Source organism: Kribbella sp. VKM Ac-2568 (assembly GCF_004345365.1).
GTDB lineage: Bacteria > Actinomycetota > Actinomycetes > Propionibacteriales > Kribbellaceae > Kribbella > Kribbella orskensis.
On record NZ_SLVF01000016.1, the window covers coordinates 14,802 to 31,604 of the forward strand.

Annotated in this window: 12 protein-coding genes and 1 pseudogene; 7 read left to right on the forward strand and 6 right to left on the reverse strand. The window is 68.2% G+C overall.

The window, feature by feature from the left end; all coding sequences use genetic code 11:
* Nucleotides 1-259 precede the first annotated feature (259 nt).
* Nucleotides 260-2,692 carry an aminopeptidase N gene (gene pepN, locus EV648_RS35775; protein ID WP_132299784.1) on the reverse strand — a complete coding sequence of 811 codons (2,433 nt, stop codon included), beginning with the start codon at nt 2,690-2,692 and terminating at the stop codon, nt 260-262.
* A gap of 1,100 nt (nt 2,693-3,792) precedes the next feature.
* On the opposite strand from pepN, the gene EV648_RS35785 reads away from it, so the two are divergent.
* Complete coding sequence (locus EV648_RS35785; protein ID WP_132299788.1) at nt 3,793-4,494, forward strand: hypothetical protein; 702 nt, start codon at nt 3,793-3,795, stop codon at nt 4,492-4,494.
* A gap of 208 nt (nt 4,495-4,702) precedes the next feature.
* On the opposite strand, the gene EV648_RS35790 is transcribed toward EV648_RS35785, so the two are convergent.
* The gene (locus tag EV648_RS35790) at nt 4,703-5,887 is read right to left on the reverse strand and encodes a cation:proton antiporter (protein ID WP_199235011.1); all 1,185 of its coding nucleotides are present in this window, start codon (nt 5,885-5,887) and stop codon (nt 4,703-4,705) included.
* Nucleotides 5,888-6,468: 581 nt separating this feature from the next.
* Between EV648_RS35790 and EV648_RS35795 the strand changes: the two genes are divergently transcribed.
* Both EV648_RS35795 and EV648_RS35800 read left to right on the forward strand, forming a co-directional pair.
* Nucleotides 6,469-7,974: a CHAD domain-containing protein gene (locus EV648_RS35795; RefSeq protein ID WP_158294160.1), complete on the forward strand. Its 1,506-nt coding sequence runs from the start codon at nt 6,469-6,471 to the stop codon at nt 7,972-7,974.
* Nucleotides 7,971-8,717: a ParA family protein gene (locus tag EV648_RS35800; RefSeq protein WP_132299794.1), complete on the forward strand. Its 747-nt coding sequence runs from the start codon at nt 7,971-7,973 to the stop codon at nt 8,715-8,717. Before EV648_RS35795 ends, EV648_RS35800 begins: the two co-directional genes overlap by 4 nt.
* Here the strand turns inward: EV648_RS35800 and EV648_RS45385 are convergent.
* Together EV648_RS45385 and EV648_RS35815 are read right to left on the reverse strand one after the other, a co-directional pair.
* Nucleotides 8,700-8,921 (reverse strand): annotated as a pseudogene (locus tag EV648_RS45385) (SDR family oxidoreductase); the annotation flags it as partial. The gene EV648_RS35800 and the pseudogene EV648_RS45385 overlap by 18 nt on opposite strands.
* Before the next feature lie 309 nt (nt 8,922-9,230).
* Nucleotides 9,231-10,805, reverse strand: a complete 1,575-nt coding sequence (locus EV648_RS35815; RefSeq protein WP_158294161.1) for an alkaline phosphatase family protein — start codon at nt 10,803-10,805, stop codon at nt 9,231-9,233.
* Nucleotides 10,806-11,358: 553 nt separating this feature from the next.
* Here EV648_RS35815 and EV648_RS35825 point away from each other — a divergent pair.
* The 4 genes from EV648_RS35825 (at nt 11,359) to EV648_RS35840 (ending at nt 14,801) form a co-directional block, all read left to right on the forward strand.
* Nucleotides 11,359-12,570, forward strand: a complete 1,212-nt coding sequence (locus tag EV648_RS35825) for a sensor histidine kinase (RefSeq protein ID WP_132299798.1) — start codon at nt 11,359-11,361, stop codon at nt 12,568-12,570.
* Nucleotides 12,567-13,235, forward strand: a complete 669-nt coding sequence (locus tag EV648_RS35830) for a response regulator transcription factor (RefSeq protein WP_132299800.1) — start codon at nt 12,567-12,569, stop codon at nt 13,233-13,235. The genes EV648_RS35825 and EV648_RS35830 overlap by 4 nt, the downstream gene beginning before the upstream one ends.
* Before the next feature lie 100 nt (nt 13,236-13,335).
* Nucleotides 13,336-14,046 (forward strand): ABC transporter ATP-binding protein, encoded by a 711-nt coding sequence (locus tag EV648_RS35835; protein WP_132299802.1) that lies wholly within the window; start codon nt 13,336-13,338, stop codon nt 14,044-14,046.
* Nucleotides 14,043-14,801 (forward strand): ABC transporter permease, encoded by a 759-nt coding sequence (locus EV648_RS35840; protein ID WP_132299804.1) that lies wholly within the window; start codon nt 14,043-14,045, stop codon nt 14,799-14,801. Before EV648_RS35835 ends, EV648_RS35840 begins: the two co-directional genes overlap by 4 nt.
* Before the next feature lie 61 nt (nt 14,802-14,862).
* Here the strand turns inward: EV648_RS35840 and EV648_RS35845 are convergent, their stop codons facing one another.
* Nucleotides 14,863-15,243 (reverse strand): RidA family protein, encoded by a 381-nt coding sequence (locus EV648_RS35845; RefSeq protein ID WP_132299806.1) that lies wholly within the window; start codon nt 15,241-15,243, stop codon nt 14,863-14,865.
* A 120-nt stretch (nt 15,244-15,363) separates the two neighbouring features.
* The gene (locus EV648_RS35850) at nt 15,364-16,662 is read right to left on the reverse strand and encodes a S8 family serine peptidase (protein ID WP_132299808.1); all 1,299 of its coding nucleotides are present in this window, start codon (nt 16,660-16,662) and stop codon (nt 15,364-15,366) included.
* Between the last annotated feature and the right edge of the window lie 141 nt (nt 16,663-16,803).

The following is a 16,803-nucleotide window of genomic DNA, read 5'->3' on the forward strand; positions in this document are numbered from 1 at the left end:
CTGTGCACTATTCCCCCTTCGTCCGCGCGTCGTACGGCAAAAGACGGATGCCGCGCGCCCGCCCAGAGGCCGTGCCGTGCGGCATCGTCCCGCCTCTGATGCTGGCATATCGACCGTCGGAGATGCGCCTCAGCGAGCCCGGTGTCCCTCAGTACAACCGGCTCGGCGGACGAGCACCATCGCCGGCACCCCACAACACCCGCTTTTTGCAAAAGGCTTGGGTCGTGACACCGACCGCAGGCTGCCCTCCGGAAGGACCTCAGCCGCGGGAGCGCAGCATGCGGCTGATCCGGTCGGCCCGCCCCAGGAGGTTCGCGCGGACGACCGGGACAGCTTTTGCCGCCAGGGCCTCCGCCCGTCCCACGAAAGTCAGGTCGATACCGAACTGCGGGAAGAGGTGTCTGGTGAAGGTCTTCGCCGGTATGGCTCCGCCACGGTGGATGGTCGGCACGAGCTCGAGGTAGGCCTCCGCATAGGGCCTCAGCAGGTCGTCCTGGCCGGCGCTCCAGAACGGCGCCGCGACCGAGTAGACCGAAGGGAGCGGGACCGCGCGCTCCGTCACCAGCGCCTGCCACACCGCCTTCTTCTCAGCCGGGTCCGGGGTCGCCGCACGGACCTGAAGCCTGCTGATCCAAGCGTCGGGGTCCGGATCCCGGTCGAGCAGCGCCTGAGCCTCGGTAGCGGTCGGGCTGCCGAGCTGAGCCTTGCGGACCAGCGCCCGCCACTGGAGATCGACGTCCTCACCGGCCTCGACCTGGAGCCACCCAACCTCCTCGAGGTCGGCTGCGGCTCGGGCGAAGCCACGCAGCGCCGCCTTGCGGTAGGCGCCGACGCCGGAGAGGCTGCGGCACGCCGCCGCTACTGCCCGCATCAGCACGTCCCGCTCCGAGTCGGGGCTCCACAGGTCTGCGGCCTCGACAGCCAGGTCGAGATACGGCTCGATCACCGACGCGGAGGTTTCGACCGCGAGCACCCCGGTCAGGCACTGCACGGCCTGGGCGGCCGACGCTTCGGCGTTGATCAGCATGTCCCAGGCGGTCGCGACCGCGACACTCCGCGAGATGGGTGTGGGCAGGCGGGCGGCGTTGCCGAAGAACGCGTCCCTGGTCGTGGCATCGGGTCTCGTCGAGGCGAAGGTCAGGTCTTCGTCGTTCACCAGGTAAAGGTCCGCGTCGGCCGGCAGGTCGATCCGAGTCCGTTCGCCCGCGACCTCGACTTCGACGAGTGCCGCCCGCTCGAGGCGGTCGCCTTGTCCGCGGTAGGCGCCGACGGCAAGCACCTGCGGCCGCGGCGGCCCACCGGGGCCCTTCGCGACCAGGACGAAACTATCCCCGTCGTGATCTAGGGTCAGCCGGTCGGTACCTGCGGTTTCCAGCCACCCCGCACGCCACTGGTCCAGGTCACGTCCGCTCGACTCGGCGACCGCATCGATCAGGTCATGCAGCGTGGTGTTGCCCCAGGCATGCTTGGCGAAGTAGCTGGTCAGCCCCGCGGAGAACTCTGCCTCACCGACATACGTCATCAGCTGTTGCAGCACCGACGCACCCTTGGGGTAGGTGATGGCGTCGAAAGTCGCTTCAGCCGCGGCGACGTCCGGCACAGGCTGGCGGATCGGGTGCGTGGTCGGTCCCTGGTCGACGAAATAGGCATTGAGCTTCTCGCCGGCCAGATGCGCGGTCCAGGCGTCGGTGTAGGACGTCGCGCACACCGCGGCCCAGTTGCTCGCGAACTCCGCGAACGCCTCGTTGAGCCACAGGTCGTCCCACCAGCGCATCGTGACGATGTTGCCGAACCACATGTGCGCGAGCTCATGCAATAGGTACCGCGAGAAGATGTCCCACTCCGCACGCGTCGGGGTGGTCCGGCGCAGGAACCAGTCCATCCAGGTGATGCAGCCGAAGTTCTCCATCGCGCCAGGGAATTCGGGCGTGAAGACCTGGTCGTACTTGTGCTGCGGAAACGGCATGCCGAACTTGTCGGCGAAGAACTCGAGCCCTTGGGTGGTCAGGGTGAAGAGCTCGTCGGCGTCCCGGTTAAGGATCGGAGCCAGTGACCGGCGAGCGAAGAGGCCGAGGTCGTGACCCGCGCCGCTGCGACGCAGTTCGTAGTACGGCCCTGCGTTGATCACCGTGTTGTAGGTCGCCAATGGCGGAGTCGGCGGGAAGGTCCAGCGCCGCGCGGACCCGACGTCTTCGATCCGCGGGTTGCCGCTATTGGTCAGCACCAGCCAGGCGGCCGGGGCGGTCACCGTGAACGCGTGCGGGGCCTTGAGGTCGGGCTGATCGAAACACGCCCAGACGTAGCGGGCGTGGTCGGGCTCGAAGTCCGTGTAGGCATACACCTCGCCGTCGGCGGGATCGACGGCCTTGTGAACACCCTGCTCATCGGTCGAGCAGTCGGGGACAGTGACCACAGTGAGGACGTTGCGCTCGCCGAGACCGGCCAGTGCGATCCGGCCCTCGACGGCCGCCGGCAGCGCGACCCCGTTGAGCACGGCTTTATCAACCTCCGCCACACAGTCGACGAAGGTCTCGGCTCCGGGGCGGCTACAGTCGAAGGTGATCGTCGACTCACACCGAACCCGCGAGCCGGTCGTCAGGTCGGTCAGGTCGACGGCAACGCCATACCGCTCGACCGTCAGCAGGCTCGAGCGCCCCTCAGCCTCAGCTTGGGTCAGACTCCGGACGCTCATCGCTTCCCCTCTCGAAGATTCGTTCAATTCACTGTGGACCAGACCCCCACACTCAGCAGGCCGGAGGGCCCGTGATTCCGGGCGTGTCCATCGCGTCGCCTATCGACGGAAACAACTGGGGCCCTTCGTCACTACGAGTTCAGCCTCCGATCGGTTCATCCCGTTTGTGGACAGGGAGGCCCCCGCCGTCGCACTTTCCACACCGCCAGGCCATGGCTCTAGAGTGCGCCTTCGCTCGCGGCTGGGTCCTCTCGCACGTTGTAGCCCTGCTGCTTGATGGCGCCCTGTGCCTGCTCGAACGCCTGCCCAGCTCGCGGGCCAGCCCGGCGGCGCGCTGCAGGTGCCTGCGCCGATGCCGCGGTGAAGCTGTTGGCGGGGTGGCGACTTTCCTAGTCGGGACAGGTTTTGGAATCGGGCTGTGCCGTGATCTGGTCATGGACCCGGCGACCCGAGCAGCCCGGCTCCTACCGGCGACCACGACAAGCTGTCGAGGCCGCTGCTCGTCCCGGCGACTCGACCGACGGCCCGGGGTTCACCGCTCGATGTGTGCCTTCTCCACCTCGAAGGTGCTCCTCGATTACGCACGACATGGTCCTAGACAAACCACATCGTCGCTGGTCAGGAGCACCTTTCAGTTCACCAACACGACCTCACAGCCAACCACCGTGAAAGCGCCGGGCTAGCACTGGGGCATGCCGTGGGCGCTGCATGCTCCCCCAACCCTGATCGGTGTTGGCCACGAAACAGCAGGCCAGCCCCTCACCACCGCCAGCGACAACCCGCAGCGCCTGCATAGCAACGCCGCCTTCGCCGCGCTCTGCGGCATGCGATCGCCTGCCCGATCCCGACTGCGGAATTGTTCGGGTCGGCCTGCCTGGGGTTCTCGTCGGTCTGAAGTGGGGTCGAGGACCGTAGACTTCGCGTGAGTGTGGTTGCGCGAGCCCACGGCCGACAACGGTGCAAGCCGAGGAACGGATAGCTGGCGGGTATATCTGGCCGGCGCTGGAGAACCGCTCTCGGAGCGTTGCGATCACGGCGGGTGACGGCGACCGTGAACCGTCATCGACCGGCCGTGACGTTGAGCTGCTGAGGAGGCCGACGTGTCCGAGGGACTGTCGGGGACCGAGGCTGGGAGAGAGATCTCCGAACATGCCAAGCACAGCAGCGCCCATCACGCCGCCGACCGACGCGACTGGATCGTATCGATCGCAGAGGCGGTCCTCCTCTCGCTCGTAACTCTGGCGGCGGCCTGGTCGGGCTACGCGGCGGCGAAGTGGAACGGCGAGTCCTCCGACTGGTTGACGGCGGCCGTGGAGGCGAGGACGGACGCGAGCCGGGCGGATCTCGACGCAAGGGAAGACCGAAACTTCGACCTTTCGACCTTTGAAACCTGGTTCGACGCCTACGTGGCCGGGGACGAGCACGCAATGGCCCTTGCGGCGCGCCGCTTCCGTCCCGAGTTCGCGGTCGCGTTCAACGCCTGGCGCGCCACACGTCCTGACACGAACCTAACCGCACCTCGCGGCCCGACCTACATGCCCCAGTACCGCCAGCCGCGGCTCGCGGAGGCCAAGGCGCTGGACGAAAAGGCAGACGATGCGTACGCCGCGGGCACGGCCGACGACGTGACGGCCGACAAGTACGTCCGGACCACCCTGTTCCTCGCCAGCGTGCTCTTCCTCGTAGGCATCAGCGCGCACTTCCCAGTCCGCGGGGCGCGGTATGGGCTCATCACACTCGGTGCTGTCGTGCTCGTGGCCGCCCTCGTGCAGCTCGCACAGTTGCCCCGCCCGCACACGTGACATTAGGGGTTGCCGACCCCTGGTCGTCCTCACCGGCTGGCTGCCCAGTAGCTGGTCGACGGCCGCCAACGGTCCTGCGCAGTACGGTTCGCCGAAGCTCAGCGACGCGGCGACAACGAGACCGCTCAGCACACTTGACTCGCCGAACCTCGATGCGATGAACGGAAGGGCCAGCGCGTCACCTGACCGTCAGCGCACGTGAGCGGCACTATGCGCGGGGTTCGCTCGGACGGTTCTCTGGGCCCGGGTCGGGTTGCGAGGAACTGGCCGCGGACTTGCGCTGCTGAAGCCCTACTGCGACAAGGGGGAACACGAGCACCGAGAGAACTCCGGCCCCGATGACGCCAGCCTGCGCCGCTGTTGTCATGGTGGCGCTAGAAACTCCGACGGCGGTGAGCGCGACGAGCAGCGGGAGGGCGGTGGCGGTGATGAACACCATCTGGACCCTCTCGATCCGGGGTAAGTCCCTCCGGTACCAGAACAGCGCCGGCAGGCCACGCACAACGAACATCACAGCAAAGAAGACCAACATCGGCGCAGGGTTGGCGATGATGGCCTCGACGTCGAGGGTCATCCCCGAATAGACGAAGAAGATCGGAATGAAGAAGCCGTACCCCACCGCGTCGAGTTTCGCCTCGAGCAGGTCGACGCGACCGGGTGACCAGCGGCGCAGCACCATCCCGGCGACGAATGCACCCAACACGTTGTCGAACCCCAGGTCGCTTGCGGCGAGCAGGAGCACGAAGAGCAGCGCGATCGCCAGCCGCAGCGTCGTCTGCGACGTTGAGTGCTCCCCGTCGAGGATGATCTGCCCGATACGCGTGGCCCGGACGTGACCGGGCAGCACCGCGACCACGTACGCGATCACGAGGAACACGACGAGGGCGATCGCCTCGACCAAGGAACCCCTTGTGCCGAGGAACAACGCCATCGCCACGATCGGCGCAAGCTCCCCCACCGCGCCGGCAGCGAACACGTAGCGGCCGAACCGACCGCCCAGCATGTCGTTGTCACGAAGGATCGGCAGCAGCGTGCCCAGCGCCGTTGTAGTCAGCGCAATCGCGACCACCACCGGCGAGTCCACCCACCCCACCGCGTACAGGACACCCAGCAGGGCAGCGGCTGCAGCCAGACTCACAAGCCACGACGTGGCGGCCAACCGCCCGGCCCGCTCCCGCAGCAGCGCCGGGTCCAACTCATAGCCGGCGAGCAGGAACAAGAAGCCCAGGCCAATCGACGAAAACAGCGAGACAGGATCCGGCTTCGCCCAACCGGCAACAGACGGACCAACCACGATGCCGGCCACCAGTAGCAGCACGACCTGCGGCAACCGCAACCGGCGTGGCATCAGGGCGACGACGAACGGCGCCAGCGCCGCGATGACCACGACCACGACAAGCGACCCAAAGCCGGATGGCAAGGTCCCTCCCCTCACCCCGCCACAGCACAGGCGCAACAGGCTCGAGCCCGCGACCGGCGACTGTTCATGAAGGACACTAAAGGATGCTCGAGCACTAGTGTGCTGCTGCGACGAGCGCGCGTGAAGCGCCGCACGTACGTCGCCGGTGTGGATACGGCGGCTTGGGCTGCCTTCGCGGCCGAGGCTCTGCGGGTGGGCGTCTTGGCACGCGTGCGACCTTGACGGCAGCCTTCCCGGGCGGCTGCACCGCGGCCGGTTCGCCGCTCTCGTCGACGACGCCGAATCCGACATGACGCAGGGCGCTGCTGAGTCGACCCCGTGCGCAGCAGCTGCGCCGCCCGCGGGTCGAGAAGCCGTCCGCTAAGCGGCGGCAGGCGGAGTGTCGATGCGATGCACGACCAGGACTCTAGTCGCGCCGGGTGGTCCTGCTGACCGAATATCGGCAGACCGGTAGTCCGCGCGCCCGCATCGCGACAGGGGCATGCCGTAGTTCACTGGAGTGAGACATACCTGCGTTCATTCATCGTTCACGTCGCGTTTCTTGGGAGCCGAGGGTGGCGGATGAGTTCGTGGTCGACGAGGCGGTCGGGCCGTCGTGCGTCGAAGTGCTGACCGACGCGTTGCCGGTGCGCGGCGACGTCCACCACACCGAGCGCAGAGTCTGGTTCGACACGCATGACTGGCGGTTGTTCCGCGCTGGACTGCTGCTCGAGCACCACGTACGGAAGCGCGAGTCGTGGTTGGTGCTGAGCGACCTCGAAGGGCAGCGGATCTCCCGACAGCCGATCGGCCGTGCAGCGGTCACCGCGCAGTCGCTTCCGGACGGTGTGACGCGAGACCGCGTCCTCGAACTGATCGGTGTGCGGGCGCTGCTACCGCGCGTAGTCGCGAGCGGTCCTGTTCAGGTGCTCTCGGTGCTCGGCCCGGAGGAGAAGACCGTCGCACGGATCGTCGTCGAAGGTCCCACAACAGTCCGGGACGGCGCGCCCGTCGGCCTGCGGGCCAGGATCGAGTCTCTCCGCGGCTACGACAAGGACGCGGCCAAGGTGTGCCGGACGCTGGATGCCATCCCCGGGTTCGGGCCGGCCAAGGAGCCGCTCTTCGAGTCGGTCCTCCGGGCCGCCGGTCTCCATCCGCGCAGCTTCCGGTCGAAGCCCGACCTGGAGTTCATCCCGCGGATCCCGGTCACCCAGGCGTTCGCCGGCACGCTCACGCAACTACGAGAGATCGTCCTCGACAACGTCGAGGGCACGCTTCGCCAACTAGACACCGAGTTCCTCCACGATCTGCGTGTCACGGTGCGCCGTACCCGAGCCGTGCTGAAGTTCGCGCACGGAACGATCGACGAGGACATCCGGGCGAGCTACGCCGTCGAGCTCAAGTGGCTCGCCGATCAGACCTCGTTGAGCCGTGATCTCGACGTGTACCTGCTCGGCTTCGAGGACCTGGTCAGCCACGTCAACGCATCCGGCGAGCTCGAGCCGCTCCGAAGGCAGCTCACGCGGCACCGCAAGACGGCGCACGCCGCACTCAACCGTGCACTGCGGTCCGAGCGATTCGCCGCCTTGCTCGACGGCTGGCAGCGCGAACTGGCGGTCGCTGGGCCCGCCGAGCGGCCGGTGATCGAGGTCGCCGACGACCAGCTGAGCCGGGCCTGGAAGCGAGTCGCGAAGCGCGGGGACACCATCACCGACGCCTCTCCGGCGGAAGCCGTGCACGACCTGCGCAAGCGCTGCAAGGAGCTGCGCTACCTGCTCGAGTTCTTCGGCAGCTTGTACGGCGCGGACGCCCGAAGCGAGGCCGTGAGTGAGCTCAAGCTCTTGCAGGACATCCTCGGCGAGTTCCAGGACGCCGAGGCCCAACGCATCAGCGTCCACCAGTACGCCGTCGAACTCGCCAAGGCCGGGGCGCCCCCGGCGACGCTGATCGCGATGGGTCGCCTCGAACACCACCTGCAGCTTCGTCAGGACGCCGCGCGGGCCGAGGTGGCCGACCGATGGCAGCGGTTCAATCGCAAACACAACCAGCGCCTCTACGCCAGGATGGTGACCAGCCGATGAGGATCGTCGCGTCGTACAGCATCAAGGGCGGTGTCGGGAAGACGACCGCGGCGGCGAACGTGGCCTGGCTGGCCGCCGAGAGCGGACAACGAGTCCTGTTGTGGGACCTGGATCCGCAAGGCGGTGCGACGTACCTGTTCCGGGTCCGGCCCAAGGTCAAGGGTGGCGGCGAGGCTCTCGTGTCCGGCCGGCGTGACCTCCGCGACGCGGTCAAAGCGAGTGACTTCGACAACCTCGACCTGCTGCCGTCCGACTTCTCCTACCGCAACCTCGACCTGCTGCTGGACGCGCAGAAGAAGCCGACCCGCCGCCTCGGCCGGCTCCTCGACAGCATGGCCGACGAGTACGACGTCGTCGTACTCGACTGTGCGCCGAGCGTCTCGCTCGTCTCCGAGGGCATCGTGCGTGCCGCCGACCTCGTCCTCGCTCCACTGGTGCCCGCTCCCCTGTCAGTGCGCACGTTGGACCAACTGCGGTCGTTCATCGCCGAGGCCAAGGGGCCTGCGCCAGACCTGCTCGCGTTCCTGTCCATGGTCGACCGTCGTCGCCGGCTGCACCGCGACTTGTCCGAGCAACTCCCGAACGAACACCAAGACGTCGCCGCCACCGCGATCCCGATGGCCTCGGTGGTCGAGCAGATGGGCGTACGCCGCGCCCCGGTGGTGGCCTGGGCCCGCACCGCCCCGGCGTCGGTCGCCTACCGCAACCTGTGGGACGAAGCCCGGCTACATGCGAAGATATGAGCCCCATTCAAGTCGAGCACGTCCCGCCGCGAACTCGGCCTCTTGAGACGCCAGGTGGACGATCGCCGCCGCCACCTCGGAAGGATCCGCGACCCGTTCCAGCGGGCTCTCCATCCGGCGGCGGTCGTACCCGTCGCCGCTCAAGTTCACGGCCGCCATGTCGGTCGCGGTCCAGCCCGGAGCGATCGCCGTCGCGGCGATGCCTTCGGGACTGAGCGGGCAAGTCGCGGTTGCAGGCCGCTCGCGCGCGTGGACGGGCCGGTACTCCCCGGCGGTTTCGTCGCAAACTCAACTGGACGGCGTGACCGGGACCACATGCCGAGCCACTGCTCGGCGCCCCAGGCCTCGAACCGCTCTACCTGAGTGAACCCCAACTTCGCCGCGAGACGCATCGAGCCGACGTTGGCGGTCTGGGTGGTGAGCACCACCGGCGCCATGCGGATGTGGCGATGGCTTCTGCCAAAGCTTCTACACAGCCCATCCACCCGGCGGCTCTTGCAGCCCTGGCCAGGGTCAGCGTCCGGCCAGCGCCGGGAAGTAGTGGAGGCAGGTGTCTCGGAGGAGCTGGACGAGGTCGGCGGGGGGAAGATCGGCGTGGGCGTTGGGGTCATCTAGCTCGGGTGGGAGCGACACGCCTATTTCCTTCGCATGCGCGATGAGGCCGGGGATGAGGGCTTTGGCCAGGCCGCTGACGGCTCGGCCCAGGACCTCGGGGTCCATGGTCCATTCGGGTACCGGTTGGGCTTCGACGGTCGCCCAGGTGTCGGGGTCGCGGGGCTTGTCGAGGGTGAACACGTGCTCGAAACTGCGGGCGGCGGCGTCTCGACCCGTGAGAGGTCCACCGAGGTCCCAGGCCTTACGCAGCGTGGCGATCAGAGAGGTGTGTCGGTATTCCTCGTTGTAGACCGATCCGGGCTCGACCCAGGGCGAAACAACGATCGCGGGAACCCGGTAGCCGGAGCGGTCGAAGGTGAACCCGAACTCACCCGCGGGTGCGGCCGGGTCTGGCGGAGGCACCGGCCCTGGGGGCACGTGGTCGTAGGTTCCGCCTGGTTCGTCCCAGCCGATCAGAAGGGTTGTGTTCCAGACATTCGCGCCGGTTTCCGAGATCGCCGACCGGTAGGCGTTGAACACTCGCTGCAAGAAGGCCTCACCGGCCAGAATGGACGACGGCGAGTCGACGCCGGGCTCGATGCCTGGGCCCATCGCCCGACCCATCGCCGGGTGGTAGTCACCGTGGCCGGAGATCATGTTCGGCTCGATCAGGGCAAAGTCCGGCAGCGTACCCGCCGCCGCGTCCTTCTCGAACTCCTCAAACCGAACAAAGTGCGTGGCCAACCGATCGTGCAGTCGGGCGTAGTGAATGATCCCGGTGAACGAGACGGGCATCGGCTCCATCACGTAGACCTTCCAGGTTCGACCGTGCGCGTCCAGCCGCTCAAAGATCGTCTCCGAGTCGTTCTGCGCGAACCACTTCCGCACGGGAAAGTTCACGACCATTCCTGAGGAGGTCGCGGCGGTCCAGAACGAGCGGTTCATGAACGTCTGCGACGGCACCTCGCAGAACCAGTGGTCGAACACCCCGAACTCCCGGGCGATCCCGCTGAGCACCGGCACCTGCTCCGGTTTATACCCGGTCATGATGTGGGCGTACTCGTCGTACGTCGGTTGGCGACCCATCTCGCCGGTGAAGGTGCTGATGTAGTCGGTGACGAACCCGTCCATGGATGGCGTCGCACCGGCCGGCGGCGCGTTCCACGGTGCCGTGACGCCCTCACCGATCTTGAACCGGTTGTTCTGGTCGATGGTGTTAAACAGCTGAGTGTTGGTGTGGTAATACTCCTCACCCGAGTCCGGGTTCGGTGAGTCCATGTCCGTCGCGATCCCGTAGGGCACCACCTTGCGGTCGGCGCCGTGCTCGGCCCACTCCGGAATCGGATTGCTCAGATCCTTCCCGGTGACACCTTCGAAGGTCTTCCCGTCTCCGGGGCCGTACAAGCGCCCGAGCACGTTGTCCAGGGACCGGTTCTCAAACAGCACAACCACCACATGGTCCAAGGCATTGGTGCGCGTGGATGAACCAGCCATGTCGACCTCCGTCATCGCAAGGCCCACCGCCAGCCAGCCATGGACCACTCCCCACCCAGCCCAGCCCATCATCCGCGTCCGCCGCAACCCCAAAGCGCCGCCTGACGAATTTCCCGCTGGCCGAGTCCGGGTGAGGTCGCCGACATCGTTCACCGGGATGCAGCCTCGAGTTGCCGGTGGACGCGCAGGAGGCTCCTCCGGCCGGCGGCGGCTTGTGCTGTCGTCAACTCGATCATCCGGCGGCACGGACTCAGCGTCATCTCAGTCACGAGGAGCGGCGCGAGCTGGGCTCAGCGTGGGAACACCATGGGAACAAAGAGGCGCCGGATCGAGTCAACTGGAGTCGAGAGCGCCCGAACTAATGTGGCCAAGGCGCGCCTAGAGGGGCGTACGTCGGTGGGGTGATCGGTTTCCCAAACCGTGCGTCGCAGGTTCGAATCCTGCGGGGGCACCAATGTGGATCACCAGTTCTTCGTCGAGGACCACGCAACAGTGGCGCTGGCGCTAGACATGCCCGGTCCCCGCGCAGGTCGCGGGGGTGCACGATGAAGTCATGCAGGACACCGCCGGTGTCACTCGCGCCGGCATCCGGGGCCGGCCGGGGCGGATCCACCCGCTCGGCGACTGGCTGCTGGTCGCGGCGGTGGCTTTGCTCCACCTGCTCAACCCACGGATCGGTCCCGGCGAGCCGGTGCAGCAGACGTCGATCCTGCTGGGCGCGGTCTGGCTGGGTCTCGTGCTCGTCCAAAGTGTGCCGTTGCTCTGGCGACGACGGCGTCCGGCGGTGGTGCTCGCGGTGGTGTCGGCCGCGTGGGTTGTTGCCCAGGTGGTGTTCGGGCCGTCGGCACCGTTCGGGCTGTGGGTCGCCTTGTACTCGGTGATCGTCCACGCGACCCGACGTATGGCCGAGGTCGGCGCGGCGGCTGCGACTGTCGTGGTCGCGGCGCTCGAACTCGCGCACGTCGCCCGAGACCGTCTGCGACTGGAGGACGCGCTGCCGATGGTTGTGGTGACCTTGGTGGTCGGGATCGTCGGTTTCGTCGTCGCGGACCGCCGTACCCGGAGCGCGGCGCTGCGGGACCGCGCCGAGTTCCTCGAGCGGGAGCGCGAGGCGCTGTCACGTCAGGCTGCTGCTGAGGAGCGGTTGCGCATCGCTCGAGAGCTCCACGACCTGGTGGCGCACAGCCTCACCACCATCGCCATTCAGTCGAGCACCGGCAGGCTGGCGCTGCCGCAGCATCCGGACGTGGCGCAGCGTGCGTTGGCGACGATCGAGACGACCAGCCGGGCCGCCAGCCGAGAGATGCGGCAGCTGCTCGGCGTGCTGCGGCAGGGCGGCGACACGGCGGCTCAGCTGGATCCGACCCCAGGGCTGGCGAACCTCGACGATCTGGTCGGAACGATGCGTCGCGCCGGCGCGGGCGTGCAGCTCACCGTCGAAGGCGACCGCCGGGCGCTCTCGCGGAGCCTTGACCTGGTCGCGTACCGGGTGGTGCAGGAAGCGCTCACCAACGTTGTCAAGCACGCTGGGCAGCCGGCGGCGGCCGCGGTCCTCGTGCGGTACGACGGCGACCAGCTCGTCTTGGAGATCACCGACGACGGAGCCGGGAACGGGAAGTCCTCCGACGGCCACCCCGGTCTCGGCATCGTCGGGATGCGCGAACGGGTGTCCGCGTTGGGCGGACAGTTCACTGCCGGGCCCAGACCGGTGCGAGGGTTCCGTGTGGAGGCTCGGCTGCCGATCCGGGCGGAGGACGAGCCATGACGATCCGCGCCGCGCTGGCCGACGACCAGCCACTCGTCCGCGACGGCTTTCGCGCCCAGCTCGCTCTGGTCGACGACATCGAGCTCGTGGGCGAGGCTACGACCGGCGCCGAGGCGATCGAGGTCGCCCGCAGCTGCCGGCCCGACGTACTGCTGATGGACGTGCGGATGCCGGTCATGGACGGCATCGAGGCCACCCGGCGGATCACCTCGGACGAGCGGTGCGGCGGTGTCCGTGTGCTGGTGCTGACGACGTTCGACCTCGACGAGTACGTGTACGCCGCGCTGCGGGCCGGAGCAAGCGGCTTCCTCCTCAAGGACAGCCTGCCGGAGGACCTGTTCGCCGCGATCCGCCTGATCGCGGCCGGCGACGCGCTGCTGGCTCCCGGCGTGACCCGCCGGCTGATCGCCGAGTTCGTACGCCGCCCCGAGACGCCCCGGGCCCGCCCGGCGGAGCTGGCGCGGCTGACCGACCGCGAACGAGACGTACTCGGCCTGATCGCCCAGGGCCTGTCCAACAGCGAGATCGCGGACGGGCTGGTCGTCAGCCCGGCGACGGTGAAGACCCACGTCAGCCGCATCCTCGCCAAGCTCGCCGCTCGGGATCGCGCTCAGCTGGTGATGCTCGCCTACGAGAGTGGCCTGGTCGTACCGCGCGACGGTTGAGGCGTACATCTGCGGGTGTAGTCGTGCACCCGGCGGCGTACGGCGAGGTTCGGATCCGAGGCCGACGACGCGCGAGCTCGCGATCCGTAACTTCGGGGCCATGACCGAGATCGCCCTCAGGGGCCTCACCAAGAAATACGGCGACGTGATCGCCGTCGACGATCTCACCGCCGACATCCGAAGTGGCAGGGTCACCGGCTTCCTCGGACCCAACGGCGCTGGCAAGACGACCACCCTTCGCATCCTGCTCGGGCTGGCCCGTCCCACCTCAGGCACCGCCACCATCGACGGGGTCGCCTACCGTGACCTGTCCACACCGACCCGTCGCGTCGGCGCGGTCCTCGACACAGGCGTGTTCCATCCGGCGCGCACCGGCCGGAACGCCCTGCGGGTCTTCGCGACCGCCGCCGGCCTGGAGACCACCAGGCTGGACGCCGTACTCGAGACGGTCGAGCTGGGACGCGCCGCCGGGCGACGCGTCGGCGGCTACTCGCTCGGCATGCGGCAGCGGCTGGCGCTCGCGGCTGCGCTGCTCGGCGAGCCTGACGTACTGATTCTCGACGAGCCGACCAACGGGCTGGACCCGCACGGCGTGCACTGGTTGCGCGGCTTCATCCGCACGTACGCCACCGGCGGCGGCACGGTGCTCGTCTCCAGTCACCTGCTGGCCGAGCTGACCAACACCGTCGACGACGTCCTGATCATCAACCGCGGCCGGCTCGTCGAGCACGCGCCCTTGGCCGAACTGACCAACGCGACCACCAGCCTCGAGAGTCGTTTCCTCGAGCTCACCACTGAGAGACCATCATGACCGCATTGCTCCGGGCCGAGCTGATCAAGCATCTCGGGCTGCGCCTGACCTGGGTGATGCTGACCATCGCGATCACCCTGTCCGCAGGCCTCACCACGGCGATCGCCATCGTGGCAGGCAGCCACGGTTCCGCACCGCTCGGCCGTGAGGACCTTCGCGGCGTGCTCTCTGTACCCGGCCTACTCGTCGCGGGCATCGTCTTCGTGCTCGGCGTGCTGTCGTCGGCCGGTGAGTACCGGCACCACACCATCACCGCATCGCTGCTCGTCACCCCGCGTCGTGATCACTTCCTCGCCGGCAAGTACGCCGCTGCCGCCGTCCTCGGGACCGCCTTCGCCGGTGTCACGCTCATCGCGTCGTACGTCGCGACGGCGATCGTGGTGCTCGCCAAGGACCTGCCCGTCGACCTGCTGACCGGAGACGCCGCGGTCACCGCGCTCGGGGTCACGATCGCAGCCGGTCTGTTCGCCTCGGCGGGAGCTGGGCTGGGTGCGCTCGTGCGCAGCGAGGCCCTTGCGATCATCGCGGCTGTCGCGTGGTGGTTCGTGATCGAGGGTCTGCTCCCTCGTGCGCTGCGCGAGCCCGGGCTGGCGAAGTACCTTCCGGCGGCCGCTTCGAGAGCGCTCATCCAGGCGGGTGTCCCAGTCGTGGACGGAACCGTCGCCGCCGCCACGGGTGGGCTGCTCGTCGCTGCGTACGTCGCCGCCATCGCCGTACCGGCGCTGCTCCTGACGAAGCGACGTGATGTCGGCTGAGTTGGCGCCAGCTCGAGCACTTCGCGCTCACGGCCTGACTTGGCTCCGGCTGGGAGCGGCGTTACCCGACGAAGGCGGTCATCCGGATCGAGACGAGCAGTCCAGGCAGTTCGACACCGAGCTTGGCGACGTAGCGAGTCGGCGGATCGGACGGGAACCATCGCGCGTATTCCTCGTTCAGGCCGGCGAAGTCGGCGGGGTCTGTGAGCAGTACGCCCACCTCGATCACGTCGCCCAGGCCGGCGCCGCCGGCCTGGAGGATGGCCTCACAATTCGTCAGCGCCTGTCGTGTCTGAGCTTGGATGGTGTTTTCGGCGAGGCTGCCAGTGCTCGGGTCGATGCCGACGATGCCCGAGAGGATCACATTGGGTCCGGCCTTGACTCCCTGGCTGTAGAGTGGCGAACTCGGCGCGTTCGCGGTCGTGATGATCTGCCGTGCCATGACGGTCCTCCCTGCTTCTCCCGCATTTCATGCGCCAGGGCAGCATCGCAGGTTCGGCGTCCCAGCCACAGACGGCGAGAGTGGGGCGGGCAGGTGCCCGCCCCACTCAGCGCTTCGGTGTCAGGAGGTGGCCGCCAAGGCGTTCACCATGCCGGCGCCGAAGAAGGTGGTGCTCGACGGCCCGCCGGTGCACTGGCGGACGTCATCGGCCGGCCAGACGGCCGGGCAGGCCGTCGGCGTCGCAGTGCGCCGAATCTGCGCTGCCACGGCACCCGGGCTCCAGTTTGGGTGGAGCTGACGGATCAGCGCTGCCACGCCGGCCACGTGAGGCGATGCCATCGAGGTCCCGCTGATCCAGACCCAGCGGGCGCCGTTGGCGTCCTCGACCCCGCGCCCGGCGGCGGCCAGTGCCTCCCACTGCCCGGTGCCGTCGGTGCTCGACCAGGCGGCCAGGATCCGGCCGAACGTCGTACCAGGTGTCTGAGCCGCGTCGCCACCCGGCGCCGTCACGTCCACAACCGGACCTCCGGTGTTGGAGTAGCCGGCCAGCGTGGTCACGCCAGAGGCCGACACCGTGACCACACCGGGGAGTTCAGCAGGCGTGACTCGGCAGTTGTTCCGTACCTCGCGGGTCACGGCTGTGTCCGGCGGCCAGTCCGGGCTGATGGTGTCGGTGGTCGGGTGCCCCAGATCCTGCGCCTCGTTGCCGGCCGCGGCCACGACCACGACGCCGCGCTGCTGTGCGTACCGTGCAGCACTCCGCAGGTCCGCAAGGATCGCTCGCTGCTCGGCGTCGTTGCCGCAGAAGTAGAGCCACGGGTCGGCGAACAGGCTCAGGTTGACGGCGTCGAGGCGCTGGTCACCGGCGTACCGAAGCGCGGCAGCCACCGAGTCGGCGAAGCAGAAGCCCATGATGGTGCAGGCCTTGATGGCCACGATCTTGGCCTTGGGGGCCACGCCGGCGATGCCGACGCCGTTGACCCGACCGGCGATCGTGCTGGACACGTGCGTGCCGTGGCCTTGCAGATCCTGTACTGCGGCCTTGTTGCTGCAGTCACCGTTGGCGACCTCCCGTGGGTCGGCCGTCGGCGTGGTCGAGAAGATGAACGAGCACGACCGCGCGACGTCGATGTTGCCGACAAGGTCGGGGTGGGTGAAGTCGACCCCACCGTCGATCACCCCCACGTCGACGCCGTCACCAGTGGCGTTGGCGTACGACGCCGCACCGACTCCGATCGCACGCATGTCCCACTGACAGGCGGACAGCGGCTCAGGTCCGGCTCCGACACCGAAGAAGGCCTGGCAGTTGGCAGAGGCCGCCGCCGGGGTCAGTGCACCGGGTGTGACCGCTATCGCTGGGGTCAGCAACCCCAGCGTCAGCGTGAGCACGGCTCCTACGAGCAGCGCGAACTTCCTCATCTGATTCCCCTCCCCTAGGGCGGCGCGGACGACTCGGAACCGAACCGGCGCACCGCCCAATCAATGCCTCATGATCGATCCGCACAGGGAGTCTTGCAACGCCTCAGCCAAGTCGTTCCCCTGGGACCTACATGGGGATGT

What these genes read in the sequence shown, in the direction of transcription:
- EV648_RS35800 (WP_132299794.1), top strand. Translation starts at nt 7,971, where the DNA reads ATGAGGATCGTCGCGTCGTACAGCATCAAGGGCGGTGTCGGGAAGACG.
- EV648_RS35835 (WP_132299802.1), top strand. Translation starts at nt 13,336, where the DNA reads ATGACCGAGATCGCCCTCAGGGGCCTCACCAAGAAATACGGCGACGTG.
- EV648_RS35840 (WP_132299804.1), top strand. Translation starts at nt 14,043, where the DNA reads ATGACCGCATTGCTCCGGGCCGAGCTGATCAAGCATCTCGGGCTGCGC.
- EV648_RS35825 (WP_132299798.1), top strand. Translation starts at nt 11,359, where the DNA reads ATGCAGGACACCGCCGGTGTCACTCGCGCCGGCATCCGGGGCCGGCCG.
- EV648_RS35845 (WP_132299806.1), bottom strand. Translation starts at nt 15,243, where the DNA reads ATGGCACGGCAGATCATCACGACCGCGAACGCGCCGAGTTCGCCACTC.
- EV648_RS35830 (WP_132299800.1), top strand. Translation starts at nt 12,567, where the DNA reads ATGACGATCCGCGCCGCGCTGGCCGACGACCAGCCACTCGTCCGCGAC.
- EV648_RS35815 (WP_158294161.1), bottom strand. Translation starts at nt 10,805, where the DNA reads ATGGCTGGTTCATCCACGCGCACCAATGCCTTGGACCATGTGGTGGTT.
- EV648_RS35850 (WP_132299808.1), bottom strand. Translation starts at nt 16,662, where the DNA reads ATGAGGAAGTTCGCGCTGCTCGTAGGAGCCGTGCTCACGCTGACGCTG.
- pepN (WP_132299784.1), bottom strand. Translation starts at nt 2,692, where the DNA reads ATGAGCGTCCGGAGTCTGACCCAAGCTGAGGCTGAGGGGCGCTCGAGC.